Below are 26761 nucleotides of genomic sequence, written 5' to 3' on the forward strand. Positions count from 1 at the left end.
ATGCAATTCACTCCCTACCCATTTGCCGCGATTGTGGGCCAGGAACAGATGAAACTGGCCCTCATCTTGAATGTCATCAACCCGCAGATCTCGGGTGTGCTGATCCGTGGTGAAAAGGGTACTGCGAAATCAACGGCGGTGCGCGCGCTCGCCGACATCCTGCCCGAAATCGAAGTTGTGGCTGGTGATCCCTTCCAGACGGCACCCGGCGATACATGGCGTGGATCTCACGAACCTCCGGGGCCAAGTATTCAACGTAAGGTGCGGGTGGTGGAACTGCCGGTTGGGGCTACCGAAGATCGTCTGGTTGGAACGCTCGATCTTGAGTACGCCCTTAAGCATGGCGAGAAGCGCTTTGAGCCAGGTCTCTTGGCGGCTGCACACCGAGGCATGCTCTATGTTGATGAGGTCAATTTGCTTGATGATCACTTGGTGGATGTCTTGCTGGATGCGGCTGCCATGGGCGTGAATACCGTCGAACGCGAAGGAGTTTCGTTTGCCCACCCGGCGCGCTTTACGCTGGTGGGAACGATGAACCCCGAAGAGGGTGAGTTGCGCCCGCAACTCCTTGATCGCTTCGGGCTGTGTGTTACGGTGGCGGGGATTAGCGGCACTGCCGAGCGAGTCGAGATTATGGAGCGCCGTTTGGCCTACGAGGCCGACCCGCACGCTTTTGCGCACCAGTGGGCCGCTGCCTCGCAGCAGATCCGTGAACGTATCGCGGCGGCGATTGCGTTGCACCCCCAGGTGCTGGCGGAGCGCCACCATCTGCTCACTATCGCAACCCAATGCCAGGAGTTGGGAGTGGATGGCCATCGCGCCGATATTATTACCCTCAAGACGGCCAAGGCACTGGCGGCATGGCATGGCCGTACTCAGGTTGAAACTGATGATCTGCGTCTGGCGGGTGAGTTATCACTGCCTCACCGTATGCGCCGCTTGCCTTTTGAGGCGGTGGGGGAGGTGCGCCGATGAACATCGTTCTGATTAGTGCTACCGGGAATGGCATTCCGGCTGCGCGCCAAGCTCTGCTGCAACTTGAACCGCACGCCCCTGGTCAGTGGTGCATCCAGGCCCGTGCCGCGAGTAGCCTCGCCGATAAGGAAGTTGCCGCGCAGTTCTGTGCGCAGTATGTCCGTGATGCCGATGTCCTCATTGTCATCTTGCACGGCGGGGCAGCTTCGTGCCCGCACCTCGATCTGGTATTAGCGGCATTTAGCGCTGGGGGTGGCTATTGCTATATTCACCCCTCGGATGAGGATGCTACGGCTATCTCACAGATCAGTTCAACCGATTTTGGTAGTGCCTTTTTTGTTCAGGTGCAACACTATGTGCAGTATGACGGTGCCGCAAACTGGTGCAATCTGCTCTGCCTATTGGCGAGTCGTCAGGGGTTGAATCTGGCCTATGATCCGCCACATCCCCAACCCACCGAGGCGCTCTACCACCCCGATACCGGCATTGCTGCGACGCTGGAGGAACACCTGATCGCACGCGGCACTAGTAGCGCCGCGCTGCGCCAGAGCCATCGCCCGGTGGTGGGGATCTGTTTCTACCCCAGTTTCTATGACGATGACAATATGGCTTGGGCAAATGCGCTGATCCGCGAGATTGAGCATCAGGGCGGCTTCCCGCTGGCCTGTTTCTACATGCGCATGCCCGATCCCATCCGCAACAATCGGATCTCGGATTGGGTGGTCGAGAACTATTTTATGCACGCCGGTGCGCCGCTGATCCATGTGCTGATCAATACCATGCACTTTTCGATCCGACTCGCGACCCCCCAGGTGGCCGATGCCTATGCCCGGCTGGGGGTGCCGGTGCTCCAGACGATGTTGCTCTACCTCGCGCATGATGAGTGGCGCACGAGTATGCAGGGCACCACCATTATGGAGGTGGCCAGCAGCGCCGCTCAGCCGGAGTTTGATGGGGCCTTGATCACGATCCCGATTGCAACCCGCGAGATCCTGCCCGCCGATGATCTGACTGGGGCTAGTCTGCATGCCCACCTGCCCATTCCTGAGCGTGTGGCGGCGTTGGTGCGCCTCGCCCATCGCTGGGCCTCGCTCCGCCTGATGCCCAATGCCCACAAGCGGGTGGCGATCATCTTGCATAACTATCCGGCTACCAATGAACGTATCGGCTGTGCGACGGGCCTCGATTCACTCGAAAGTGTGGTCAATATTGTTCAGATGTTGGCCGCTGAGGGCTATGCGGTTGATCACTGCTACGCTTCGGGCGAGGAGTTGATCGCCGCGCTGCTGGCGCATGCCACCAACGATGAGCGTTGGCAGACCCCTGATGTTCTGGCCGCCCGTGCGATTGATCTGCTCTCGGTGCGCAATTACCTCCCCTGGATGCAGGATCTTCCCGCCGACCGCCGTGCCGAGATCGAGCGTGATTGGGGGGCGGCTCCTGGCCCGATCTTGGCCCATGATGGTCGGGTGATCATCACCGGCCTAACGAATGGGAACCTCTATATTGGCCTCCAGCCACCGCGTGGCTTTGCCCATGATGCCGATAAGGTTCACGATCCGCTCTTGCCGCCGCCACCCGCCTATCTGCTCAGCTACCGCTGGATACGCGACATCTTTCAGGCTGATGCGGTCATTCATGTTGGAACCCACGGTACGCTGGAGTGGATGCCGGGTAAGGCGCTGGCGCTCTCGGAGCAGTGCTACCCCGATCTGGCGATCATGGATCTGCCCAATCTCTATCCGTATATTATCAACAATCCCGGTGAGGGCGTGCAGGCCAAGCGCCGTTCGTATGCCTGCGTGGTTGATTATCTCATCCCGGCCATGACCAGTGCCGACCGCTATGAGCATCTGGAGACACTCGATACGCGGTTGTTGGAATATATGCAGATGGCGGCGATGAATCCCGCGCAGTTGCCTATTCTGGCGCGTGCGATTTGGGAACTGACCACTACCTGCCACCTGGATCGGGATATGGAGGTTGATGAGGCCACTGCCTTCGCCGACTTTGATGCCTTTGTCCATCGCCTGCATGCCTATGTGTGTGAACTGGCGGACGCCGCGATCAGCGATGGCCTGCATACACTTGGCGAACCACCTGAGGGTCAGCGCTTGATCCAGTTTCTGGCCCAACTTGTGCGCTTGCCCAATGGCGATGTGCCCTCGTTGCGTGAAGGTATCGCCACGCTGTGGGGCTATAACTACGACACACTGCTGCGTCACCGGGGTGACGTTGATCCCACTGGGCGCTTCCCAAGCTATGGGGTGGCGCTTGAAGCCATCCACACCGAGGCGTTGCGTCTGCTCCAGGCGCTCTATGCTGGTGACGCACATGTCTGTGATGATGGCCCGCTGGCACCAACCCTGAGCTATGTGCGTGACGCACTCATTCCGCGTCTCCAACAGACAAAGGATGAACTGGAGTCCATTCGTTTGGGCCTCGCCGGAGAGCATGTGCTTCCCGGTGGCAGTGGCGCACCCACCCGTGGTATGGCCGATGTGCTGCCGAGTGGGCGCAATTTCTATACCGTCGATCCGCAGAAACTCCCCTCGCTGGCCGCTTGGGAGGTCGGCGTTGCCCTGGGTGATGCGATGGTCGAACGCTACCGCACCGAGACAGGCAGCCTACCCGACACCATCGGGATGGTGGTTTGGTCTACGCCAACGATGCGTACCATGGGCGAGGATATTGCCCAGATCCTCTATCTGATGGGGGTGCGCCCGCGTTGGCACACCACCAGTGGGCGCGTCGAGGGCGTCGAACCCATCCCGCTGAACGAACTCAGGTTCCCGCGTATTGATGTCACTCTCCGCATCTCTGGCCTCTTCCGCGACACCTTCCCTAATCTCATGGCACTGATTGATGATGCGGTGCAGATGGTGGCCATGCTCAACGAGACGCCTGAGCAGAATGCGCTGCGGCGCAACGTGCTCCGTGACCGTGACGAGTTGATTCAGCGTGGGATTGACCCCGAAGCTGCATTGCGTGACGCAAGTTTCCGCATCTTCACCGAGCCACCGGGTGGCTATGGCAGCGGGATCGGGGAGATGATCGAGGCTCAGGCATGGCAGGAACGTGCCGATCTGGCCGAGACCTTCATCAGTTGGGGCGGCTATGCCTATGGGCGCGGCGTCTATGGTGTGGCCCGCCACACAACCTTCCGCCAACGCCTGGCTGGTATTCAACTCGTGGTCAAGAATGAGGATACCCGCGAGTATGATCTCTACTCCGACGACGACTGGGCCGGTTACCTGGGCGGCTTTGGGTTGGCGGTCCAGACGGTCGCCGGACATACGCCACTCGCCTACAGCGGTGACGCCTCCGATCCCCAACGCCTCGTCTACTGCGACAGCCAACAGGAGAGTCGCCGTATCTTCCGCACCCGCATTCTCAACCCCAAGTGGATCGCTGGCTTGCAACGCCACGGTTTTAAGGGGGCTGGCGATATGGCCCATACGATTGATAATGCCTTCATCTGGAGCGCCGTTGGTGCTGTGGTTGAGGATTGGATGTACGAGGGTATGGCCGAGCGCTACACCCTTGACCCGGCCATGCAACAATGGATGCGCGAGGTCAACCCGCACGCCCTTCAGAGCATCCTGGCTCGCCTGCTTGAGGCGATCAAGCGCGGGATGTGGCAGGCTGACGAAGCAATGCAGCAGCGCCTGAGCCAACTCTACCTGGAAGTTGAGGGCGATATTGAGGAGCATGCTGAATAGGCTGCGCTACCCCGAACGTCCACCAGAGGTCACTTTGTTATAAAGGATTCTATGCTCCTAGCCACCTACTACGATGGTGTCGAGATCCATCGTGCTGAGAAGATCATCTACGCCCGCTTCCTCACCCCACATCGGGTTATTTCGACCTGCCGTAGTAGTGCGGGAGGCATCCACGATCATCTCGACTACCTCTACAACCACCAATCATGTGAACCAGGCGGTCATCACCTGAGCAGCGACCTGCACCGCTTAGCGGTTCATGAACCCGACGCCTACCGTGCCGCTATCGCCAACCGCCACGACCTGCCTCCAGAATGCTGCGCCACCATGGGAACAGCCGCCAATATGCAGGCTGCTGCGATTGCCCACGAGGTCTTCCGCGATCTCGAAGTGGTTGCCGTGTGTACCGGTGGTGTTGAGAGCAACGCGGGGCGCGCCGGTGATCCGGCGAGTTATCACGAGGAGGGCGGTGAATATGTGTTTCTCCCTTCACCCAACGCCGGTACCATCGTGATCATGCTCTGCATCAGCCGCGAATTGGCCCCTGGCACGATGGTCGAGGCGGTTACGATGGCCACCGAGGCCAAAACGGCAGTGCTACAGGAATACAGTATTCCCTCGTGCTATTCGAGCAGGTTAGCGACGGGCACTGGCACCGATCAGATTGGTATTGCGGCACGGCTAGGGGGAAATTCGCTGCGGGGTGCCCAGAAACATACGAAGTTGGGCGAACTGATCGGGCGTGCGGTACAAACGGCGCTTCGCCAAACCCTGGCGCGTCAGAATGGCCTAACTCCGGTAAGCCAGTGCAGCAGCCTCGCCCTGCTACGCCGCCTAGGAACTGATAGTTCGCGTCTCAGTACGGCGATCTGTGATCACCTCAGCCCCGATGATGCCGCGTTACTACGCCGTAATTTGCTGGTGGTACTCAATGATCCGCCGACGGTAGCTGCGGTTGCTGCACTGCTCCATCTCTATGATCAGTTCTGCTGGGGCGTCCTGCCGCTAAGCTGCCTCCCCGATGTTTTGATGCCCTATGTTGCCCAGATCGCCACAGCGGTGGCGGGGCGCTCGCAGCCCAGCGCCGGATACCAGCAGCAGCTTGCCTTCCACCCGGTATCGCTCATTCCCGATACGATCCTCGATCTGGTTGCCCGCGCCTTCGCCCTCGGCTTTAGCGACAAGTGGCCATCCTAGAGAGAGCTATGCACACCACCACACCGCAACCTTCAATGTGCGCCTTTAGTGTTATCTGGTCGGGCCAACTTCTCTCGTTGATCGGCACTGCACTGAGTAGCTTTGCGCTCTCGATCTGGGCCTGGGACATGAGCGGTTCAGCGACCGCACTGGCGCTGGTGAGTTTCTTCGGTTTTGGGGCAACCATCCTCGCCACGCCTTTTGCTGGGCCAATCGTAGATCGAATTCCGCGTAAGCGGGTCTTGATCCTGAGCGATCTGGGGGCTGCCGTCTCCAGTTTCGGCTTGCTCATCTTTTTATTGGTGGGCCAGCTTGAGATCTGGCATCTCTGTGTTGCCAGTGCCATCGCTGGGATTGCGCAGGCATTCCAGTACCCCGCCTACGCGGCAGCGGTGAGCATGCTCTCCCCACCCGCCCATCTGGTACGTGCCGGTGGTATGTTGGCCTTTGCCCAATCCAGCGCCACAACTGCTGCGCCGATCCTCTCTGGTATCCTCTTGGGCGTTGTCGGGCTTCAAGGGGTGCTGATCATCGATCTGCTCACCTTTTGTATGGCGATGGCTACCCTCGCGATGACGGCTATCCCCGAACCTCCATCAACTCAGCCCGCCGACCTCCCTCTTGGCGGGCAACTACGCCAGGAACTCTTTTATGGGTTTCGCTACATCCTCGCTCGGCCCGGCTTGCGCCAACTCCAAATCCTCTTTCTGCTCATCAACCTGACCGGCTCCATGAGCCTCGTGCTGCTCTCACCCCTCATCCTCGCCCGCTCCGGCGGTGATGCGCTGATCCTGGGTTGGGTACGGGTGGCCCTGGGCATCGGTGGTATCTGCGCGGGCCTCGTCCTGACTATCTGGGGCGGCCCACAACGCCGCATCCATGGCGTTCTGCTGGGGTGGGCACTCCTGGGCCTTACCGGTGATCTCCTCTTTGGAGTGGGGCGTTCGGCGATGATCTGGATCGTGGCGGCATTCTGCTCAACCTTCTTCTACCATATTGCGGTCAGCGCGAACCAGGCTATTTGGCAAACCCGCGTTGAACCTGAGGTGCAAGGGCGGGTCTTTGCGGCCCGGCGTCTCTCATCCCAAATCACTGCCCCACTGGGGATGCTCGTGGCTGGCCCGCTTGCCGATGGCCTCCTGGAACCAGCCATGCAACCGGGTGGCAGCCTTGCGGGCCTCTTTGGTTGGCTGGTGGGGGTGGGGCCAGGTGCGGGTTTGGCACTCCTCTTTGTTGTCACTGGCATACTAGGCACGCTGATCGGTATCGGTGGCTATCTGCTGCCCGCTGCACGCATGATTGAGCCTCCCACCACCGCTTTGCTTTGAGCGTGCGTTACACGATATTTTATCTTCATAGTTTATGTCAGAGCATGGGCAATGTCCTTGGGGCTACGCCCCAAGCCCCATTTTTTGTGGTGTTTTGGCGGCGAAGCCGCCAAAACACCACAAAAAATTTCTGCGGGGGCGGCGCAGCCGCCTCCGCACCCCCACCGGAGGTGACTTTGCACATGCCCTGTAGTTTATGTTGTATTGACCTTCATAAAATACTAAATCGTGGTATTATAAGGCAACCAATGGTCTGTTTTGAATCCCATCCTCGCCCGGTAATTGTGAGATAGCACAATTACCCATCTCCTGTCTGATAAATTCCCATACATGATCTAAAGTATGATCAATTTGTATGTGTAATTGATAGGAGGGCTTCGGTTATGCTACGTCGGACATCCACGCTTGCAAGCCTGTTCGTTGGCCTCATGCTCGTGCTCACCTTCTTCAGCGTCCAGCACGTTACGGCCCAGGATCAGCGCTGTTTTCCAGAGACAAATCAGTGTATCTCTGGCCCTATTCGTACCTATTGGGAGCAGCGGGGCGGGTTACCGATCTTCGGTTTTCCGATTACGGCTCAACGTCTTGAGACAGTCGAGGGACGACAGTTGCAGGTACAATGGTTTGAGCGGGATCGCTTGGAGATCCAGGCCGATGGAACCGTGACCACTGGGCGTTTAGGGGCTGAGTTGCTGGCCTTGCAGGGCCGCCCATGGCAGCAAGGGAATAAGCTCTCGCCCGACTCGGGGTGTATCGCCAACTTCCCCACTGGACACCAGATCTGTGGTGCCTTTGCCAAATTCTGGAATGCAAATGGTGGCCTGGTTCGGCTGGGCTACCCGGTTACGGGCGAGATGCAGGAGACCATCGAGGGTCAGACCTATACGGTGCAGTATTTCGAGCGCCGCCGCTTTGAACTCCACGGTACGCAGGTGATGTTGGGCCTCCTGGGGCGCGAGGTGCTCAACTTTATACCCGCAACTCCACCACCACCTACTGACCTCTGCGATCAGGTTCCGGCAAGTTTGAGTGCCTATATTGATCCGAAATGTGGCCCAGGGGGGACGACCTTTGGGGCGTATGGGACGGGTTTTGCCCCTGGTGAGTGGGTAGGTGTTTATCTCACTGCCCCCGACCAGAGTGTGATCGGGGCACCCTTCCAGGTGCGTGCGGGGCGTGATGGAACTACATCAGGGGTTACATTCCGTAGTCAAACCAATTTCCCTGCGGGGATCTATGCCTTCACCTTTGAGGGTGTGGATAGCCACCATAAGGGTATTGCGTACTTTGGATTGAAGTAAGGGGCAAGCTAAGCCCGTAGCCGGGGTGTGGGGGCCGTAGGCCCCCACGAAAAAGAGTGTTTTGATGGTGCGTTTGGGGCGTAACCCCAAAGGGACTCTTCATGAATAGCCTTCTCGCTGACAATGCGGTTGTGAGTAACCGCTACCAGATTATTCGTCAGATCGGGCGCGGTGGCATGGGGGCAGTCTATGAGACGCTTGATCTTCGTCTCCAGACGACCGTGGCGCTCAAACAGCGCATGACGATTGATGATACCTATCGGAATGCCTTTGAACGAGAAGCACGCATCCTCGCTCGCTTGCGCCATCCCGGTTTGCCGATTGTTAGTGATCACTTCTTTGAGGGTGATGATCAGTTTCTGGTCATGGAGTATGTGTCTGGCCCGAATCTGCAAGATCTGTTGGAAGAACAAAATGGGCCGCTCGATGAGGCCGAATCGCTGCGTATCGCTGATCAAATTTTAGAAATTCTTGTCTATCTCCATAGTCATAATCCACCAATAGTTCATCGTGATATTAAACCGCAAAATATTAAAATTAGTGGTACTCATCGCCGCCCGGTTCTCCTCGATTTTGGCCTCGCTAAGGGCCAAAGTATCAGCGGTAATACTCAGACCCAGGCGAGTATTTTTGGCTATACCCGCAACTATGCGCCACCCGAACAGATTCACAATACCGGTACCGATCAACGCAGTGATATTTATTCGCTAGGGGCAACCCTCTACCACATGCTGACCGGCAAGGCTCCTGCGTCGGCCCAAGATCGCATGCCTGCGGTATTGGAGAAACGTGCCGATCCGCTCCAACCCGCGATCAGCATCAATCCGCGCATCAATCCAGCCGTTAGTGATCTGTGTACGAAGGCATTGGCCTTGGCAGCTTCGGATCGCTTCCAGACGGCTGCGGAGATGCGGGCGGTATTACTGGCGACACCATCGGGACGCCATTTTAGTTCGACGACGCCCCTCGTGAAGGTTGCCGATGCTGAGACGATTGCAATGGGGCGTGCCTCCAATCAGGGATCGCTCCAAGTGGCGCACCCTGATCATGGAGTACCCCAAGCCGCAAGTGCCGATCATTCCTCGCGCCGAACCGTGATGCTGGTTGGCGTGGCGATCCTGCTGTTGGTGTTGCTGGGTGGGGGTAGTGCCGCTTTTGCGCTTATGCAGAATATGGGTGACCCAACTCCTGTTCCGCTCATCGCTTCTTCAGCCGTGAGCGCTACTCCGCTGCTGGCCACGAATACTTCGGCACCCCCGACGGAGACCGCACTGCCGCCGACGGAGACTGCATTACCGCCAAGCAATACCCCGATCCCGCCAAGCAATACTCCGATCCCGCCAAGCAATACTCCGATCCCACCAACCGATACCCCAGAGCCGCCAACTGATACCCCAGAGCCGCCAACCGATACCCCAACTTTGCGGCCATTACCCGTTCGTCCTTCACCAATACCGATTCGCCCAACGATCCGCCCAACGATTCGCCCAATTGTCACCCCCGACATCAATATCGAACCCACCTGGATTCCACCAACCATTGCACCGTAGTGGGGGGGGGATTCATGCACACCATCGAGGCACCGCTGGTCTTCAATCAGCGCTATCAGGTGATCCGTCTGCTCGGAGAAGGTAGCAGCGGTCGGGTGTATGAAGTGCTGGATCGCAGCCTTCAGACCCATGTGGCGCTCAAGCAGTTGGTGCATCTGAGTGAACGACGACGGCGTGCCTTCGAGCGCGAGGCGCGGATCTTGGCCCGCTTGCGCCATCCTGGCCTTCCGGTTGTGCACGACTATTTTAGTGATCCGCACGGCCCATGTCTGGTGATGGATCTGATCGGTGGGCGTGATCTGGCTGCCGTGGTGGCGCAGCGTGGGGCGTTGGATGAACGCGAAGTGGTGCAGATCGCCGATCAGGTGTTGGGGATCTTGGAGTATCTCCATGGCCAGCATCCGCCGGTGCTCCACCGGGCGATCAAGCCCCACGATCTTCGCCTCTGTCCCGACGGACGGGTGATGTTGCTCGATTTTGGCCTCTCAACCGATCAACCCTCTGCACCGGTCGGCCAGACGAGCCTCAATCCCTATAGTCGCTCCTTCTGGTATGCCCCACCCGAACTGCTCTATCGTCGCCCGCTGGATGGGCGTAGCGATCTCTATGCCCTAGGGGCCACGCTCTACCTCCTGGCGAGTGGCCATGCTCCACTAAGTACCGGCCAGCGGGCGGCGGCCCTCGTTGCTACCCAACCCGATCCGCTCGTTTCACCCCATGATCTCAATCCATTGATCAGCCCCGCCCTGGCCCAGGTGATCACTAGCGCAATGGCGCTCAACCCACCAGCACGCTTCGCAGATGCTACCACGATGCGCCATGCGCTCCATCAGACTCACGCCGGACAACAACTCTGGAATCGCATGCCCCCCAGCGATCCCGCCCCCGCCACTCGCCTTGCGCTGGGGCTTGTCGGGGTTGCGTTCCTCCTCGTGCTGATCGTATTCGTTGCGGTGGTGATGGTGTTTGGGCTGTTGGGCTAAACGCACGTCCTTTTCTGTGCGGTATACTATGGTCTGTGTTAGTAAATTCTTCTGTTAGGATGTGAGTAATCTATGCCTCCCGCAATTGCCGATCTGGAACTCAGTATCGCGCCCCTCGGTGAAGGTCTGGGCCTTAGTCTCCGCCTGATGAATCCCGATATTCGCCACGGCCCCTTCCCGATGGCCTGGGATAGTACCTCGCTGTTGGCAGTGTCGAATGATATGCAAGCCTATGGTGCGGCACTGCGCGATATGCTCTTCAACGAGAGCAAGGCGCGGGATGCCTTCTTGGCGATTCGGGCTGCGGGTTTGGGGGCCGGTCGCCGCTTGCGGGTGCGTATGCTGCTCCCGCCGGAGTTGCAGACGGTACGCTGGGAGGCACTGCTTGATCCCCAGAGTGGGCGTGGGCTGGCCCGTGATGGTGATCTGTTGCTCTCGCGCTACCTCAGTGGCGATGACTATACGCCGCTCCAACTGCGCCCCAAAGCCCAGTTGCGGGCCTTGGTGGCGATTGCTTCACCCACCGATGCAGCCGATTATGGCCTGGCTTTGATTGATACCCAGGCCGAAACCGAGCAGATTATGGCCGGTTTGGGTGATCTCAAGCCGACGGTGATTGCGGCCACCTGGGATGCCCTCAGTCAGTCCTTGCGCGAAGGCTATGACATCTGTTATCTGGTGGCCCATGGCATGGTGAAGAGTGGCCAACCCTGGCTCTTTCTGGTTGATGATCAGAACAATGCCGACCGCCGTCGCGGCGGGGCGCTCGCCGATCTGCTGCGCAGCCTTGATGCCAGCCGCCGCCCGCGCCTCATGCTGCTGGCCAGTTGTGAGAGTGCTGGCGATGGTTATGCTGATGCTCTGGCCACGCTTGGCCCGCAACTTGCCCAAGCCGGTGTTCCGGCGGTGCTGGCGATGCAGGGCAAACTGCGTATCGCCACCAATAAGCGGATGGCTCCGGTGCTCTTCACGGAACTACTCCGCGATGGCATGATTGACCGTGCGGTCAATAGCGCCCGCCTCGCAGTGGAAGATGAACCCGATTGGTGGATGCCGGTGCTCTACACCCGGCTGACCCATGGCATGATCTGGGAGGAGCAGGCTCCCGCTCCCGCCCCAGCCGCACCGATCATGCCATTGCGCTCAACCAGCGCCAGCCCCGAAGAGATCAGCACCGCGCAGCAGACCCTCGCCAGCCTGCCCACCACGAGCATGCCCGATCCCGATGACAACGTACCGCCGGGTTCGTGGATGAACCAACTGCGCCGCAACCAGCACTTTGTCGGGCGTGTCCGCGATCTTCAGGCTCTCGCCGGTCTCCTCAAAGGCGGATCGGGTTCGCAAAGCCGCCTCACCTTGCTGAGTGGTATGGGTGGTGTCGGCAAGACCCAACTGGCCATCGAGTTGGCCTACCGCTACGGGCGCTACTTCGCCGGGGTCTTCTGGATCAACTGCGCTCAATCTGCCAACATCCCTAATGAGATCGCTCGCTGTGGTGGGGCTGGACAACTCCAACTCTACACCGAGGCAGCCGGACTGAAGATCGAGGAGCAAGTCAATCTGGTGCGGGCACGCTGGGGTTGCGGCTTGCCCTACCTGCTCATCTTTGATCAGTGTGAAGACCCGGATATTGTGCGTACCTATGATCCGGGGGGAGCCGTGCGTATGCTGATTACCAGCCGTAGCCCGGAGTGGCCGAACGATATTGCACTTCAGCGGCACACCGTGGGCATGCTTGAACGTGCCGAGAGTGTGGCGCTCTTGCGCCAACAAGTCCCCAACCTCGCAGATGCCGATGCAGTTACCTTGGCTACCGAGTTGGGTGATCTGCCATTGGCGCTGCACCTCGCCGCCCGCTTCTTGCAGAAGGTCGGCAAGCAGGTGACGGTCGAGCGTTACCTTGCCGATCTGCGCAGCCCCAAGATTTTTGATCGTATGGCGCTGCGTAGCGATGATGGTAATCTGCCCACTGGACATAATCTGGATGTTGCGCGTACCTTTGCGCTCAGCTACGAACAACTCGACCCCCACGATGCCGAGGATGCCCAGGGCTTGCGGCTGCTGGCGCGTGCCGCCTATCTTGTGCCGGGCGAGGTGGTGCCGGGGAGTCTGTTACGCGCCAGCCTAGAGAACACTACCGATGATCTCGATCTGGTGTTACAGATTGAGACCGGCATTGAACGCCTGATCAGTCTGGGCTTGTTGGAGCAGGTGGGTGATGATGGGTTGCGCATTCATCGTCTGGTGGGCAGCTATGTGCGCCAGGTGAGCCAGGATGCCAGTGCCCAAGCGGCTGTCGAGCGGGCAGTGATTGCGGCTGGCACCCAATTGATGATCGCCCCCAACCGCCCGGCATTGCTCGCCTTCCAGCCCATTCTGCGCGGCATGGCTGATGCCGCCTTGCCGCGTGAGGATGCCGAGGCCGCGACCTTGGCACATTTGTTGGGTGCCAACCTCAACTGGCTGAGCATGTACCACGAGGCCCAGCCCTACCTCGAACGCGCCCTGGCGCTGCGTGAACGTCTGCTTGGCTCCCAGCATCCCGATACTGCCACTAGCCTTAATACCCTCGCTGATATGTTTGAGAGCCAAGGCGACTACCCACAGTCCCGCCAGTTCTATGAGCGATCACTGGCGATCCGCGAACAGGTGCTTGGGCCTAACCATGCCGACACTGCAACCAGCCTCAACAATCTTGGTTGGTTACTGTGCAATCAAGAGGAGTACGAGGTAGCTGTGTCTCTCTTCAAACGTGCCCTGGCGATTCGTGAGCATGTGCTTGGTGCCGATCATCGTGATACTGCTGAGAGCATCAACTGTATTGGCGTGGCCTTTATGGATCAGCAGGAATATGACCAAGCCATGCTCTACTTTGAGCAGGCGCGGGCGATTTGTGAGCGTGCGCTGGAGCGCAACGATCCCTATACCGTTGATGTCCTCAACAATATTGCCGTGGTCTTGCAGAACCAAGGCCAGATTGATGCCGCTCGCCAACTCTATGCCGAGGTGATCGCTATCTCCGAGCAGGTCTACGGCCCTGAGCATCCCGACACAGCGATCAGTATCAATAACCTCGCCGAGATGCTCGATCAGCAGGGCGAGTATGCCCAAGCCCGCCCGCTCTACGAGCGGGTGTTGGCGGTACGCGAGCGCGTATTGGGCGAGCATCCCTATACGGCCTGGAGTCTGAATAATCTTGGTGCGCTGCTCTTGAATATGGAGGAGTATGCCGCCGCATGCCCGCTGCTTGAGCGGGCGCTGGCGATCAACACCAAGCTCTTGGAGCCTACCCATCCCAATCTTGCGATGGTGCTGCACAATCTGGCTATCACCCTCGATAACCTCGAAGAGTATGCAGCGGCATTGCCCTACTATGAGCAGGCGCTCGAAATCTATCAGGCCAATCTTGATCCCGACGACGAGACTTTGGTGGAGGTTGCTGAGCGGATTGAGGAACTACGCGAGTATATGGAGTAGCTATGAGCCCCGCCCGCATGGATCGAGTTGAAGCCGGGATGCGCACGATCATGGCCTTTCACGCGGCCTACAACCGCCACGATCTGGCCGCGATCATGGATCTTGTTAGCGCCGATTGTCGCTTGGAGTGCGCCAGCCCCGCGCCGGATGGCGCACTCTATACCGGTGCTGAAGCCATTGGTCAGTTTTGGCAGCACCACTTTGAGACCATGCCCCAAGCTCGCTTGGAGATCGAGGAGATCTCTGGCTTGGGCAACCGCAGTCTTCTGCGTTGGCGTCTGCACTGGCTCGATGCAAATGGTACACCCCGCCATCTGCGCGGACTAGACATCTTTCAGGTGTACAACGGCCAGATCTCTGAGCAGTTGTCGTATCTGAAGGGTGGGCAGTAGGGCATGTGCAAAGTCCTTGGGGCTGCGCCCCAAACTCCAATTTTTGTTGTTTTTTGGCGGCGAAGCCGCCAAAAAACAACAAAAAAGATCTTCGGGGGCGGTTGCGCCGCCCCCGAACCCCCACCGGAGGTGACTTTGCACATGCCCTGGGGTGGGCAGGGGTAACCTTGCATCGCTACCCATGGCTATGGCATACTCTATACCAATGACACCGCAATGACCGAGGAAGGACAGCCGACCGATGTTCCGCAATCTGTTTCGCAGCAACCCTATCCCCCAGATTAGTGTCCGTGACCTGAAGGCCAAGCTGGATGCCCGCGAGAAGCTGGTGTTGCTGGATGTACGCGATCCCCAAGAGTTTACCGGTGATGGTCATATCGTTGGGGCGCGGTTGATCCCACTCTCTGCGCTGGCGCATCGTTTGGGTGAACTGAACAAGGAAGATCCGATCTACTGCATCTGTTTGTCAGGTAGCCGTAGCCATGTCGCATGCGATCTGCTTCAGCGCCAAGGCTTTACTAGTGTGACCAATGTGGTGGGCGGGATGGGCGCATGGATGCGTTCCGGGTTGTCGGTGAAGCGAGGTTCGAAGTAGATTAAGTGTGGAGACAGAACAATGTTACACGCAATACGCATACTGCTAGTGCTCCTCATCGCCGTGATCCTGGCTGCATGTGGCGCAACAACGTCCACGACCACGATCTCGTCGGCCCCTCCCGCCGCCCAGTCGGGGACATTGACGGAGATTAGTGTCGCTGATCTCAAAGTCAAACTTGACGCCAACGAGTCGCTCTTTTTGGTGGATGTGCGTACTCCAGCCGAGTTTACCCAGGATGGTCATGTCGCCCAGTCCACGCTGATCCCGCTCGATCAACTCACCTCGCGGTTGGCTGAGTTGCCAACGGACACACCGATCTACTGTATCTGTCGTTCGGGGAATCGCAGTACCACCGCGTGTAACGATCTGCGCACACGCGGCTATACGGCGATCAATGTCTCTGGCGGGATGATCGCCTGGAAGGCAGCGGGGTTGCCGGTGGCGATGCCGTAGAATGATACGGTGTGCGGTGTGATGGGTATTGACGTTGTTCTTGGCCATGACGATGTCGTTCTACCGATCTCATCCCAACAGACTCAGCAACATCTGTGCTGCCAGAATCTTCCCAATCGTCGCTGTCGGGTAGACCATCGCATAGCCCACATTCGGCAGATCATTTTCAGCCTGCTCGCTGGCAAAACCGAGCACCGCCGGTTGGGTTTGCAGCCCGGCGAGCATGCCGGTGAGCAGACCAAAGGGGATCTTCAGCACCTTATGGCCAATCACCAGCATGGTAATCGCGGCCACACAGGTGATCATGGCCCCAGCAAAGAGAATGGGCAACCCACCACCCTGCGCCAGGGTATGCACGAAGCTATAGCCAGAGCGCGTACCGACCCCGGCCAAGAAGAGGATCAAACCGAACTGACGCAGGGTGAGATTGGCGCTATAGGGGAGGCTCCAAACAATCGGGCCGGTACGTTCGCGCCACCCCAAGAAGAGTGCCACCAGCAGCGGCCCGCCCGCCGACCCCAGCCGAAAGATGACGCCCCCCGGCAGCGGGATGGGGATCGCGCCGAGTAGTAGCCCCATGGCAACTCCTAGGCCCAGGGAGACCACATCAATCTCGGCGAGCGAACGGTACGAATCGCCAAAGAAGGTTCCCACCGCATCGAGATTCTCACGCCGCGTCACCACACGTACCCGATCTCCCAGTTCCAACACCATATCTCCGTGGGGAAGTAGCTCCACATCACCGCGCCGCACCCGCGTGATCATCGCCCCAAAGCGGCTTGGCAGCCCCAGTTCACGCAGTGGTACCCCAGCAACCTGCGAGTTGGAGACGAAGATGCGTCGGAAATCGAGGATATGCCGATCAAGTTCGAGGTGCTCGCCACTCACCTCGCCCAGCGCCGCCACCACGATATTCACCTCATCTGCATCACCCACCACACTCAACAGATCTCCCAGCGCCAACCGTGTCGTACTGGTGACGAGCGTCACCTCTCCGGCGTGCAACAGCCGCCCAAAGATGACATCGCGCTGGAGTTGTGCTGTAATCTCAGCCACCGTCAACCCGGCCCACTGCGGCTGGGTGATCAGAATCGTCTGGTTCACCAACTTCTCATTATGGGTACCGATCTCTGGATTGGCCCGTATCTCGGAGGCATAATCAATCCGCCAGAAGCGCTGGAGCATATAGATCGCCATGATCATGCCCAGCACCCCCATGGGGTAGGTGATCGAATAACCGACCACTGGCTCGGCCAACACCTGATCGCTCAGGGTTCCCAATGGCGAATGTTTCAGTTGCTCTAGAACCGCTGCCAACGCGGGCGTATTGGTCAGACTCCCGGCGAACATCCCCGCTGTCAGCGGGCCACCCAGATGCAAGACGGCATTTGCGGCCAGTGCGAGGCCCAACGCGAGCAGAATGACCCCCAACACCAACAGGTTATTGCGCAGCCCTTTACGGCGCAACGAAGCGACAAATCCGGGGCCACTACTCAGGCCAATCGTATAGACAAAGAGCACTAACCCCAACAAATAGACAATTTCGGGCAACTTGAGATGCTCATCAAGAGCGCCAAAGGCGAGGCCCACAAAGAGCACTGCCGCAATCCCCAAACTAACCCCGCCAATCTTGACGCGGCCCAGGACATAGCCGATGGCTGCAACCACAAAGAGCAGGAGCAGCGGATTATCAATCAGGATCTGGATCATGAAGAACCTTACTATATGATATGTGCAACGTCACTTCCGGTGAGGGTGCGGGGGCGGCGTAGCCGCTCCCGCAGATCTTTTTTGTTGGTATTTGGCGGCGTAGCCGCCAAATACCAACAAAAATCGGGTTTGGGGCGCATCCCCAAAGACTCCCTCACACAACCACCGTGTATGGTATCATGGGAACATTGTCACAAGGTTATGGAGAAGTTGCATTATGATCACCGAAGAACTGGTTCGCGCAGCTCTGACGAACGTGGTCGATCCTGAGATCGGCCTGGATATTGTTAACCTCGGCTTGATCTATCGCGTGGATATTCTCGAAGATGGTCGCTTGGTTGACATAGACATGACCCTGACCACCCCGGCATGTCCGGCTGCTCCGCAGATGATTGAGCAAGCCCGGCGTGCGGTCTTGAGTCTGGCTGATGTCTATAAGGGGCTGGAGGAGGTGAAGATCAACCTAGTCTGGACACCCTTCTGGAACCCATCATTGATGTCGGAGGATGCCCGCGAGGAGTTGGGGTTTTATTAGGGAGGATTGTTAGATTTTAGTAATTGCGTGAATATCCGTTCAGACAGGGCGGATGTGACACTGGGTGTCATGAAAAATTTTGGCTAGGGAACTACCCAGCGGCTGAAGCCGCAGCCTAGATGGTACAAAGTCAACCATCGAGGGCTAAGACAAGCCGGCATAGGTAGGTGGTTATACCATGTAGTCCGTCCGCTTACATGCAGGGCGAAAGTGTCGTCTGAAATTTTTCGTGACACCCGGTATCACCTTTTGGGTTGCCAGAAATAGGAGGATTAGGCATACTACCGCTATGGACGAGCTGTAACGCTGATTGACCAGATCCATGGGTGTTATTATTTAGTCTATCTGTCGCTGACTACGTCGTTCCATGTCAATTGCTGTTTGGAATTGTTCACGCATGCGTGAACCTATGCGTTTAAACTCCAGATCCTTTCGTAGCTCTTCCATGATCTCCTCATCGGTTCGTAGGATGCCATCAGAGTTGATCCAGCGGACTACTGCAATAAGCTCGGTGCGCACGTAGGAACCAATCGGGAGTCCTCGCAGAATATTCGGTCGCGACGCTCGTGCGGGAGGTGTGGGTTCATTCTCTTCCTCATCCTCAATCTCCCCTACAGAAGGCAGAGGTTCTTGAGCGGGGGCAGGGACGTGCTCTGCTGCATAATAGCGCTTATCAGCTACATGCAGTGCCTTAGCATAGGCTTGCAAAGCTGCCTCAATCGTTTGTTCCCGCCGCTGATACCAATCGAGTGACCAGATGCGGTGATAGCACCAGTTGAGCCTGCGAAGCTGAAGTGGGCGCAACCGATCACGATCAGATGCGGTAGGCGCGGCATAGTAGGCTGGGCCGTCAGTCTCAATAGCGAGGACATACTCATCTGTCCGGTGAGGATGCTTGACCGCGAAGGCTATTCGCGCCTCAGAGGCGCCGAACCGGGGTTGGAGATGAAGACCACGTGCCGTTAGTGTCTCGTAGATGTCGCTCTCAAAGGTATCAAGCGCATCTGCTCCCTGATCGTGGGATGTCTCTAGAAGTACACCATGCGCCGCTACATAGGCTAGGTATTCACGCAATAGCTCGACGCCGCGCGCCTGAGATTTCCCTGGCGACATATCCGTGTGGTCGAACGATGAAACCACGGTTATGCGCTGGCGCGCACGGGTAATCGCGACATTAAGACGACGCTCACCACCAGATTTGAGTAATGGGCCAAACACGCTATAGTTCAGCCGCCCAGAACGATGTTTAGTATACCCCAAGCTGAGGATGATCGCATCGCGTTCATCTCCTTGTACCCGCTCTAGATTTTTAATGAAGAAGGGATCTGGTTTACTCGCGGCAAAAAAATCATCGAGATCCCTGCGCTCCTTGATCGCGGCATCAAGTGCTGACTGAACACGCTGCATATGCGTAATTCCAAGCGTAATAATTCCCAGGCTTACTGTTGGATTCTGTTCTGCATGTTCAAGAATTAATGCCACGACCTTTCTAACCTCAGATGCACTACTGTCTTCATTATCATTTGAAACAGTTTGTACAAGCACATGATTTACTGCCGAGGCGTGGCGGGGTGCAGGGAAAGTGATCAAGTTGTTCTCGTAGATATGCTTATTGGCGAAGGCGATTAGTGACTCGTCGCGACTTCGATAATGCCAAAGAAGTGGCCATGGTTCCAAAAAGGCACTCATAAGATCGATAAGGCTCTCAAATCCTTGTTCGGGTGCGCTTTGATCTTCATCATTGTTATCTGTATTTCCTCCTGCGAAGAAGGAGGTTGGCGGTAGTTGATGCTTATCGCCAGCAACAACGACCGTTGTGCCACGTAGTAAGGCTGCAATGGCATCCTCCGGAACGACCTGACTGGCTTCATCAAAGATAACGACATCGAAGTAGCGTTTATCAGCGGGAATGAACTGGCTAACGGAGAGTGGACTTGCCATCCAACATGGGCAAAGTGTTATCAGGAGATCGCTGGTGCGCTCAACCAGCCTCCGCAATGGAAGATGCCCACGTTTCTTTTGAATCTCCGCTTGGATAAGGATATCCTGATCACGATAGGTATTTCGTGCATCACGCACATGCTCTGCATGCACCCGGCGCACACGTGCTGCAGTCATCTGGATACGATCATGATCGGCCTGTTGGAACTCGTCAACGACCTGCTGATGCTTTTGTCCCTGGAAGGTGATGAGTGCAGGGTCGTCGCGGTGTGCTTGCTCAAGGCAAGAAGTGAGCCAGGCACGCTCAAAGAAAGGCACCCAACTTTCTGGCGCAGGCTGTTGCTCACGAAGTTCGCGAAGGAGCAAGGTTACACCCAGGTGCTGGAGCATGCTACGGATCTCATAGACTCGTGGCATCAGATAGGGCGTTTGCTCATCTGCCCGCAGGTGCGCTAAAAAGGCTTGAAGATGATGAAATCGTGCCGTGTCGAGTTGGTCAGTACGACAATAACGCTGAAGGAGACTCTTCTTGGTAAAGACGTTTGCCAGCAGCATCAGATCATCGTTGGCCTCAGGTGCAGCAGCGCTTTCCAATGCCGCATGCACCGCTTCAAGTTGTGCTTGTTCTGGAACAGATGCATCCTGGCCCAGGGTCGCGAGCCATTGCTCTTGGTAGGGTGCTACTTCGGTAATCGCTTCGTGAATTGTCCATGGCCAGACGAAGCCACGGCGCTTCACATATTTGCTTGTTCGCCGATAGGTACGCAAATACTCGCCATCAATCACCAGATACCAGAGTGCGCGAAACCAACCCTCTCCCGCTGGTGCGAGGCGCTCCACCAGAGTCATGAGATCTTCGTCGTATAAGGATCGTTCATAGTCTGTCAGCGTTGCTGCGATGTAGGGGAGGAGATCGATCAAAATCAAGATCTGAGCGACGGTAGTGGGAGGCGGCAGATCTGCGTGCGCAACGGCTTGTCTGGTAGCCTCTATCATCTGAGGTAGTCGCCTGAGGGCTAGGCGGTCAACAAGTGTGATGGCATTCTCGACTATCGCACGATTGGATAAACGCGCATGTTGCCACGGTGAAGGATGCAGGCCAAGAAACAAAGCACTTATTCCACTCGCCTCGCTGAGGAGTGATCGAACGGTCAGGGCTTTATTGAGGGTGATACTGGCCAGGTCTGCATTGCGCCAACGGGTTTGTGGTGTGCGAGTTGCGGGAATACGCTGTAATGCACCTCGAAGACCGTACACACTTAGCTCTGCTGGTAGGCGGGACGCATGGAGGCAGCGCACATGATCATTCAGATACCCCCGATGCGCTACAAATTGTTGGTGAACATAGCGCGTATCAACCGGGCGAGCCTGCTGCACTTCTGCGAGTGACCGATTGAATTGATCAAGAATCGTGCGGTGCGCTATTGAACCATCATGGATATTCAGGACAAGATGGCTCAACTTGTCTTCGTGTAGCCGACGGCGCACCACTTCCAGAGCGGCCTGCTTTTCGGCCACAAAGAGCACACGCTTTCCGTTGGCTGCCAGGGTGGCAATTAAGTTGGCGATAGTTTGGCTCTTGCCGGTGCCGGGAGGCCCCTGAATAACTCCGCTCTGCCCCGCAAGTACCGCTGCAATTACTCGCTGCTGACTGGAATCGGCATCACGTATCAGGAAGTCGTGATCTGGGGAACGGCGATCAAGGCTGTGGGCATCTATCGGTGTACGTGAATCCTGGATGCACTCTCGTGCTACCGGATCACCGGCAATAGCAGCAATCAGATCATGTGCGGCGAGTTCGTCAGCATGCTTGAGGAGATCATTCACGATCCCCAGTTTCTGAAACGTAAAGTTGCGCAGTACGATTTGAAGTCCGGTCTTCAGTCCTGGGATACCACGGGTGATGGGAGCGAGGCGAAGTATAACTGTTTTCAGGTAGCCTAAAATCGAATCGATCTCTTCTTCACCCTGACTCTGCAATTCTAGCGCTGCGGTACGGCCATGTTCATGCGCAAGCGCATACAGTAGCACATCGTTAATTCGCGGATTGCCTACACACTGCAAATGTGCATCACCTTTACGAGGTGCCATCGTGATCTGTACTGGTTGGAGAATAATAGGGGCGGCAGGAGGACGACCTACAGTTGATGCTTCCCATGTCATAAGACCAATTCCCAGAAACAGTGTTTCGATGCCCTTTTCTTCCTGGCTGGCCTTGGCATACATGCTTATCTGGTTGGCCTTATGAAGTACCTGCTGATGGAGGTTAGTTGGAAAGAGATCACGAAGACTAACACTTTGACCTGATAAAAATGTTTGTAATACATCTTTATCTACATTATTGTTAAATTCAAGTGTACTTGTCTTTAGAGGTTGGTAGTAGAGTAGCGGATTGTTACGTGTCAGATTAATGAGGTTTTTCCGCCAGCGTTCGCGTGCGGCATCAACACACTGCCGACGGTCGGTATCTTGAGACAAAGATGAAACGTGGAATGTCATCCTCAATTCTCCATTATTTTCGGCCAAAATACACAAAATACTTACACTAATCCTTGACCGTTGATTCTTCCTTCGCGCTCTTTCCAATCTGGCAAATATGCCAGCATAAAACTCTTGAAAATTTTACCATGGTTGGGTGCGATTAGGTGAACCAATTCGTGGACGATCACGTATTCGCCAATGTCGCGTGGCATGGTCACTAATGCACGGCTTAAGGTTAGGTTGCCAGCAGTGGACATGGAGGCCCACTTGGTGCGTAGTTCGCGCACCTGGATACGAGCGACCCGCACGCCGATCCGCGCCGCCCACTGGCGCACGGCGCAGCGTAGCTCTTCGGCGTCATGCCATGCCCCCGTAGTCGCCGATCTACTATTCTCACTCATACACGTTGGAGTTTCATCAGTGTAGTTGTCGCCGCAATAAAGTATTGTTGGCCAACTAGCGGCAGCATCGCTTGGTAGAGAGCAGTTCGTAGTGCGCTCTCCTGCTGGTTATCCCAGCCGTAATCCGGGTAGTGCTGGAATATGGCGTTTAGTGTGTTGATCTGCTCACTGGTGATGGTCGCGAGGTAGGGGGTGAGTGTTACATAGATCGCGTAGCCGTTGGCGTCAAGCCCTAGGCGCTGACGTTCAGCCGCTGCCTCGGTCGCTTGCTTTGCCAGCGCCTCAAAGGCGGCTAACGCCTGCTGGGTGGTTAGTTGGCGATCTTCGTAGGCTTGTGCAACACTCTCGGCCTGTTCGCCAATCGAGATCAGGAAGGGCTGACTGGTGGCCTGCTCATCTACCACCTTCGCCAGCGCCCGCCGCAGGTTTAGCACCTTCACTGTATCCGAACTGTCCGACTGCTTGAGTGCCGTCAGTTCCTCCGCCCCCAGACTGTGGATGGTAGTCGGTGGGGTTAGGTTGTAGAGCGTGGTGTGCTCATGCAACAGCGTGCGGGTTTTGTCGGTCAGATCGCGATCAGTATAGGGGCGTGCACTATAAGCAGTACGAATAAGGTGATAGAGGGCAGCTAGCGCCTCGTAGTCGTTCAGATAGGGGCGTAAAAAGGCATCCGGCGAAAGTACATCGTAAACCATCTGGATCTGGCGGTAGAAGGTATAGAACGCTTCGCGTTGTTCTTTGGCCTCGAAGTGTTCGATGGCGCACTCCTTGGCCTTGTCGTCCCATCCACGGGTGAGTGGGAGGTAGTGTGGAGCAGTTTCGTGCATCTGGGTGGCGAAGAGGTTGCGTAACACATCGAGATTCTGGAGTACTGAGGTAACGACATCGGCGTCGAAGGCTAACGCACGCTCTAACTTCTCAAAGATGCCCACGAAGTCCAATACAAAACCATAGGGCTTGACGAGACCATCGTCATCTTCGTAGGGCCGGTTGACACGGGCGATGGCTTGGAGCAACACATGGTCGCGCATGGGCTTATCCAGGTACATTGCGTAGAGGATCGGGGCATCAAAACCGGTAAGTAATTTTTCGGTGACAATCAGAATCTTCAGGGAAGTTCCCTTCTGGGTAAACGCTTTGCGAACATCCTTCTCTTGCTCGGCACTTAGGTAGTGAGCCTTGAGCCGTTCCGGGTCGTTGTGGGCAGGTGAAATGACGACTTGGCTATAGTCTTTGGGTAGTTGGAGATCGAGTGCCTCTTTGTAGCGTACACAGGCATCACGATCCACCGCTACTAAGAATGCCTTGAAGCCCAGTGGCTCAACATTCTCACGGAAATGCTGGGCGACAAAGGCGGCGACCTGTGCAACCCGTTGCGCGGATTTGAGGGCTTCACTGAGCGTCACTGCCTTACGCAAAATCGCGTTCAGTTCCTCGAAGTCACTCACACCTTCAGCATCGGCGAGGTCGAGGAACTCACGCTCCAGCATTTCACGATCCACCCGCAGATCAGAGGGGGCTAGGGCGTAGTTGAGGCGCACGGTGGTGCCATCCTCGACCGACTCGGCAATATTGTATTTGTCGAGGTAGCCTTGGGCATCATGCACACCAAAGACCTTGAATGTGCCCTGGCCCTTAGCCAGTTTGTCAATGGGCGTGCCGGTGAAGCCGATGTAGGTAGCGTTGGGAAGTGCAGCCAGCAGGTAGGTACCGAGATCGCCGCCGGTGGTACGATGGGCTTCATCTACTAGCACCACCACACTATGGCGCAGGTTGAGATTGGCTGGGATGGAGTCGAATTTGTGAATCATCGAAACGATCAAGCCACGATAGTCGTCGGCAAGCAACTTCTGAAGGTCGCGCTTACTCGCGGCCACCTCTAGAGTAGCAATCCCGTAGCCAGTGATGTTCTTAAAGAGTTGAGCCTCTAGTTCATTGCGATCAACAATCATCAGCACGGTAGGCTTTTCGCCATCAGGGGCCTCACGCAGCAACTTGCTGGCAATGGTAATCATCGTCAGGGTCTTACCGCTACCCTGGGTATGCCAGATCAACCCGCGTTGTTTAGTCGGCTCGGCCACGCGCTCCAGCACACGTTCAACCGCACGTGTCTGGTGCTGGCGCAGGATTAGCTTGCTCAATGTATCATCACGGTTGAGGAAGACGATGTAGTCGCGCAGTACCCTGAGCAGTCGGGCACGGTCGAAGAAGGCTTTGACCTTACGCTCGTAGTTCCCCGGCTCTTCCTCTTTCCAGTTGAAGAGACTCTTACGGCTGGTGTTCCAGGTGATACCGTAGAAGAAGTCGAGCAATTGCGTCACCTCGAAGAGTTGCGGGGTGATCAACAATTCAGGAGTCTCGCGGTGGTAACGGCGTACCTGAGCGACACCATCCTCTAGGCCATCCTTTTTAGCAGCGGCCTTGGTCTCGGCCAAGGCAATGGGGATGCCGTTGATCAGGAAGACCACATCGGCCCGATTAGCATAAACGGTGCCACGATACGTCCACTCATCCGTGACCTGGAAGACGTTAGCGTCAGGCTGATCGAAGTCGATCAGGCGCACGTTGCGCTCGCGGCGCTCCTCTGGCACGAAGACCGAGCGCTCGCCACGCAGCCATGCCAAGGCATCGCGGTTGCCCTCGATGGTTGGGTTGAGCAAACTGAGTTGGCGCACAATCTCACTGGCTTGTGTGACATCCACAACTCCAGGATTGAGTGTACGCAACTGAGTAGTTAGTACCTCAGTAAAGATACGCCCCGTTTCACCGCCACGCAGGCGCAGAGCTTCTTCACGCGGCACATACTTCCAACCAATCGCCTCAGCGTAACGGAGCATAGGGTTTTGGACGGCGGTGCGTTCGGTCATTTACCTAACCTCCGTTGCAATTCTAGAACGAGGGGGGATGGTCCCACTAAATGACCACGAGTATTTTCGCCTTCACTGGCACATACGATGTGTATTTCACTCTTAGCGCGGGTAATTCCGACATAAAACAGACGCCGGCTTTCCTTTTGATCTCTTTGATTTACATTCCGACGAGGCAAAACACCTCTATCAATACCCATAAGCACAACACTATCGAACTCGGTACCTTTTGCACCATGGAGTGTAATTAAATTCAAGTGACTAGACGAACTATTCTGTTCAGAAAACATTCGTACCGAGAAGTCCGCAAACCGCTTTTTTGGTTCTGTGAGTGTAAGTAGTTTATTAAAAGCTTCTTGCTCTTCTGCCATCTCACGTTGCTGAGTAAACAACGGGACAAGACAAGTTTGATACAATGAATTAAGCCATACTCGCAAATTACAATCAATGTTTTGATGGTCTAAGAGAAAAAAAGATAGCTGCCTCTCAACAATAATCCTTTGAACTGAGCTATTAGCCCACCGATTCCAGCCTAGCCAAGCACGTACAAGATCATCATATCTGGGTTGAGCATTTTCCCATCCACCATTGCACCAACGCGCGCAGAGTTCGATCCAGCGTGTCAATCGTGTTCGCGGATAACTCGCCCTACTATCAAGGCGAATATATGGCAGATTAAAAGTTTCACATGCCCTAGCCATTTCATCACCATAATATCCTGTGGGATAAAGGATAGCTATATCTCCCAGATTTCGCTTCGGTTTACTTTGTAACTCACCTTACGCAGTACGTATGTACGGATAAAGACGGTCTTTCGTGCCAGATCATGCTCCTTGCGTCGCCCGTAGCG

At 56.5% G+C, this 26761-nt stretch carries 17 protein-coding genes; 12 read left to right on the forward strand and 5 right to left on the reverse strand.

Annotation, left to right across the window (positions count from 1 at the left end; genetic code table 11):
* From EKD03_RS06550 to EKD03_RS06600, 11 genes are all read left to right on the forward strand, one after another.
* Entirely contained in the window at window positions 1-975 is a 975-nt protein-coding gene (locus EKD03_RS06550; RefSeq protein WP_129628823.1) for a magnesium chelatase ATPase subunit I, read from the forward strand.
* Window positions 972-4697 carry a cobaltochelatase subunit CobN gene (gene cobN, locus EKD03_RS06555; protein ID WP_129628825.1) on the forward strand — a complete coding sequence of 1242 codons (3726 nt, stop codon included), beginning with the start codon at window positions 972-974 and terminating at the stop codon, window positions 4695-4697. Before EKD03_RS06550 ends, cobN begins: the two co-directional genes overlap by 4 nt.
* Window positions 4698-4748: 51 nt before the next feature.
* Window positions 4749-5894, forward strand: a complete 1146-nt coding sequence (locus tag EKD03_RS06560) for an adenosylcobinamide amidohydrolase (protein WP_129628827.1) — start codon at window positions 4749-4751, stop codon at window positions 5892-5894.
* A gap of 8 nt (window positions 5895-5902) precedes the next feature.
* On the forward strand, window positions 5903-7222 hold the full coding sequence (locus EKD03_RS06565) for an MFS transporter (RefSeq protein ID WP_129628829.1): 1320 nt from the start codon (window positions 5903-5905) through the stop codon (window positions 7220-7222).
* A gap of 383 nt (window positions 7223-7605) precedes the next feature.
* A complete protein-coding gene (locus EKD03_RS06570; RefSeq protein ID WP_129628831.1) occupies window positions 7606-8523 on the forward strand; it encodes a hypothetical protein in 918 nt (305 codons plus the stop codon).
* 101 nt (window positions 8524-8624) lie between these two features.
* Entirely contained in the window at window positions 8625-10073 is a 1449-nt protein-coding gene (locus tag EKD03_RS06575; RefSeq protein ID WP_129628833.1) for a serine/threonine-protein kinase, read from the forward strand.
* A gap of 14 nt (window positions 10074-10087) precedes the next feature.
* Window positions 10088-11056 (forward strand): serine/threonine-protein kinase, encoded by a 969-nt coding sequence (locus tag EKD03_RS06580; RefSeq protein ID WP_129628835.1) that lies wholly within the window; start codon window positions 10088-10090, stop codon window positions 11054-11056.
* 72 nt (window positions 11057-11128) lie between these two features.
* Complete coding sequence (locus EKD03_RS06585; protein WP_129628837.1) at window positions 11129-14533, forward strand: tetratricopeptide repeat protein; 3405 nt, start codon at window positions 11129-11131, stop codon at window positions 14531-14533.
* Between the two features lie 2 nt (window positions 14534-14535).
* Entirely contained in the window at window positions 14536-14925 is a 390-nt protein-coding gene (locus tag EKD03_RS06590; protein WP_129628839.1) for a nuclear transport factor 2 family protein, read from the forward strand.
* Window positions 14926-15166: 241 nt separating this feature from the next.
* Window positions 15167-15520: a rhodanese-like domain-containing protein gene (locus EKD03_RS06595; RefSeq protein WP_129628842.1), complete on the forward strand. Its 354-nt coding sequence runs from the start codon at window positions 15167-15169 to the stop codon at window positions 15518-15520.
* 21 nt (window positions 15521-15541) lie between these two features.
* Window positions 15542-15976 carry a rhodanese-like domain-containing protein gene (locus EKD03_RS06600; protein WP_174842823.1) on the forward strand — a complete coding sequence of 145 codons (435 nt, stop codon included), beginning with the start codon at window positions 15542-15544 and terminating at the stop codon, window positions 15974-15976.
* A 69-nt stretch (window positions 15977-16045) separates the two neighbouring features.
* Here EKD03_RS06600 and EKD03_RS06605 read toward each other — a convergent pair whose 3' ends face one another.
* Window positions 16046-17686: an aspartate:alanine exchanger family transporter gene (locus tag EKD03_RS06605; protein WP_129628844.1), complete on the reverse strand. Its 1641-nt coding sequence runs from the start codon at window positions 17684-17686 to the stop codon at window positions 16046-16048.
* A gap of 217 nt (window positions 17687-17903) precedes the next feature.
* Here EKD03_RS06605 and EKD03_RS06610 point away from each other — a divergent pair, with 217 nt between their 5' ends.
* Window positions 17904-18221, forward strand: a complete 318-nt coding sequence (locus EKD03_RS06610) for a metal-sulfur cluster assembly factor (protein ID WP_129628846.1) — start codon at window positions 17904-17906, stop codon at window positions 18219-18221.
* Window positions 18222-18557: 336 nt separating this feature from the next.
* Here EKD03_RS06610 and EKD03_RS06615 read toward each other — a convergent pair whose 3' ends face one another.
* From EKD03_RS06615 to EKD03_RS18370, 4 genes are read right to left on the reverse strand one after another with little or no spacing between them, the layout of a single operon-like run.
* Complete coding sequence (locus tag EKD03_RS06615; RefSeq protein ID WP_129628848.1) at window positions 18558-22661, reverse strand: AAA domain-containing protein; 4104 nt, start codon at window positions 22659-22661, stop codon at window positions 18558-18560.
* A gap of 41 nt (window positions 22662-22702) precedes the next feature.
* Window positions 22703-23044, reverse strand: coding sequence for a M48 metallopeptidase family protein (locus EKD03_RS06620; RefSeq protein WP_129628850.1), 342 nt, complete (start codon window positions 23042-23044; stop codon window positions 22703-22705).
* Window positions 23041-25911: a type I restriction endonuclease subunit R gene (locus tag EKD03_RS06625; protein WP_129628852.1), complete on the reverse strand. Its 2871-nt coding sequence runs from the start codon at window positions 25909-25911 to the stop codon at window positions 23041-23043. Before EKD03_RS06625 ends, EKD03_RS06620 begins: the two co-directional genes overlap by 4 nt.
* A complete protein-coding gene (locus EKD03_RS18370) occupies window positions 25908-26282 on the reverse strand; it encodes a 3'-5' exonuclease (RefSeq protein WP_161569197.1) in 375 nt (124 codons plus the stop codon). The genes EKD03_RS06625 and EKD03_RS18370 overlap by 4 nt, the downstream gene beginning before the upstream one ends.
* Between the last annotated feature and the right edge of the window lie 479 nt (window positions 26283-26761).

This window comes from Candidatus Oscillochloris fontis, assembly GCF_004138135.1.
Taxonomy (GTDB): Bacteria; Chloroflexota; Chloroflexia; order Chloroflexales; family Chloroflexaceae; genus Oscillochloris; species Oscillochloris fontis.

Excerpts from the sequence above, each read along its gene's own strand:
- EKD03_RS06570 (WP_129628831.1), top strand. The coding sequence starts at position 7,606 with ATGCTACGTCGGACATCCACGCTTGCAAGCCTGTTCGTTGGCCTCATG.
- EKD03_RS06615 (WP_129628848.1), bottom strand. The coding sequence starts at position 22,661 with ATGACATTCCACGTTTCATCTTTGTCTCAAGATACCGACCGTCGGCAG.
- EKD03_RS06565 (WP_129628829.1), top strand. The coding sequence starts at position 5,903 with ATGCACACCACCACACCGCAACCTTCAATGTGCGCCTTTAGTGTTATC.
- EKD03_RS06595 (WP_129628842.1), top strand. The coding sequence starts at position 15,167 with ATGTTCCGCAATCTGTTTCGCAGCAACCCTATCCCCCAGATTAGTGTC.
- EKD03_RS06585 (WP_129628837.1), top strand. The coding sequence starts at position 11,129 with ATGCCTCCCGCAATTGCCGATCTGGAACTCAGTATCGCGCCCCTCGGT.
- EKD03_RS06605 (WP_129628844.1), bottom strand. The coding sequence starts at position 17,686 with ATGATCCAGATCCTGATTGATAATCCGCTGCTCCTGCTCTTTGTGGTT.
- EKD03_RS18370 (WP_161569197.1), bottom strand. The coding sequence starts at position 26,282 with ATGGCAGAAGAGCAAGAAGCTTTTAATAAACTACTTACACTCACAGAA.
- cobN (WP_129628825.1), top strand. The coding sequence starts at position 972 with ATGAACATCGTTCTGATTAGTGCTACCGGGAATGGCATTCCGGCTGCG.
- EKD03_RS06560 (WP_129628827.1), top strand. The coding sequence starts at position 4,749 with ATGCTCCTAGCCACCTACTACGATGGTGTCGAGATCCATCGTGCTGAG.
- EKD03_RS06610 (WP_129628846.1), top strand. The coding sequence starts at position 17,904 with ATGATCACCGAAGAACTGGTTCGCGCAGCTCTGACGAACGTGGTCGAT.
- EKD03_RS06550 (WP_129628823.1), top strand. The coding sequence starts at position 1 with ATGCAATTCACTCCCTACCCATTTGCCGCGATTGTGGGCCAGGAACAG.
- EKD03_RS06575 (WP_129628833.1), top strand. The coding sequence starts at position 8,625 with ATGAATAGCCTTCTCGCTGACAATGCGGTTGTGAGTAACCGCTACCAG.
- EKD03_RS06580 (WP_129628835.1), top strand. The coding sequence starts at position 10,088 with ATGCACACCATCGAGGCACCGCTGGTCTTCAATCAGCGCTATCAGGTG.
- EKD03_RS06620 (WP_129628850.1), bottom strand. The coding sequence starts at position 23,044 with ATGAGTGAGAATAGTAGATCGGCGACTACGGGGGCATGGCATGACGCC.
- EKD03_RS06600 (WP_174842823.1), top strand. The coding sequence starts at position 15,542 with ATGTTACACGCAATACGCATACTGCTAGTGCTCCTCATCGCCGTGATC.
- EKD03_RS06625 (WP_129628852.1), bottom strand. The coding sequence starts at position 25,911 with ATGACCGAACGCACCGCCGTCCAAAACCCTATGCTCCGTTACGCTGAG.
- EKD03_RS06590 (WP_129628839.1), top strand. The coding sequence starts at position 14,536 with ATGAGCCCCGCCCGCATGGATCGAGTTGAAGCCGGGATGCGCACGATC.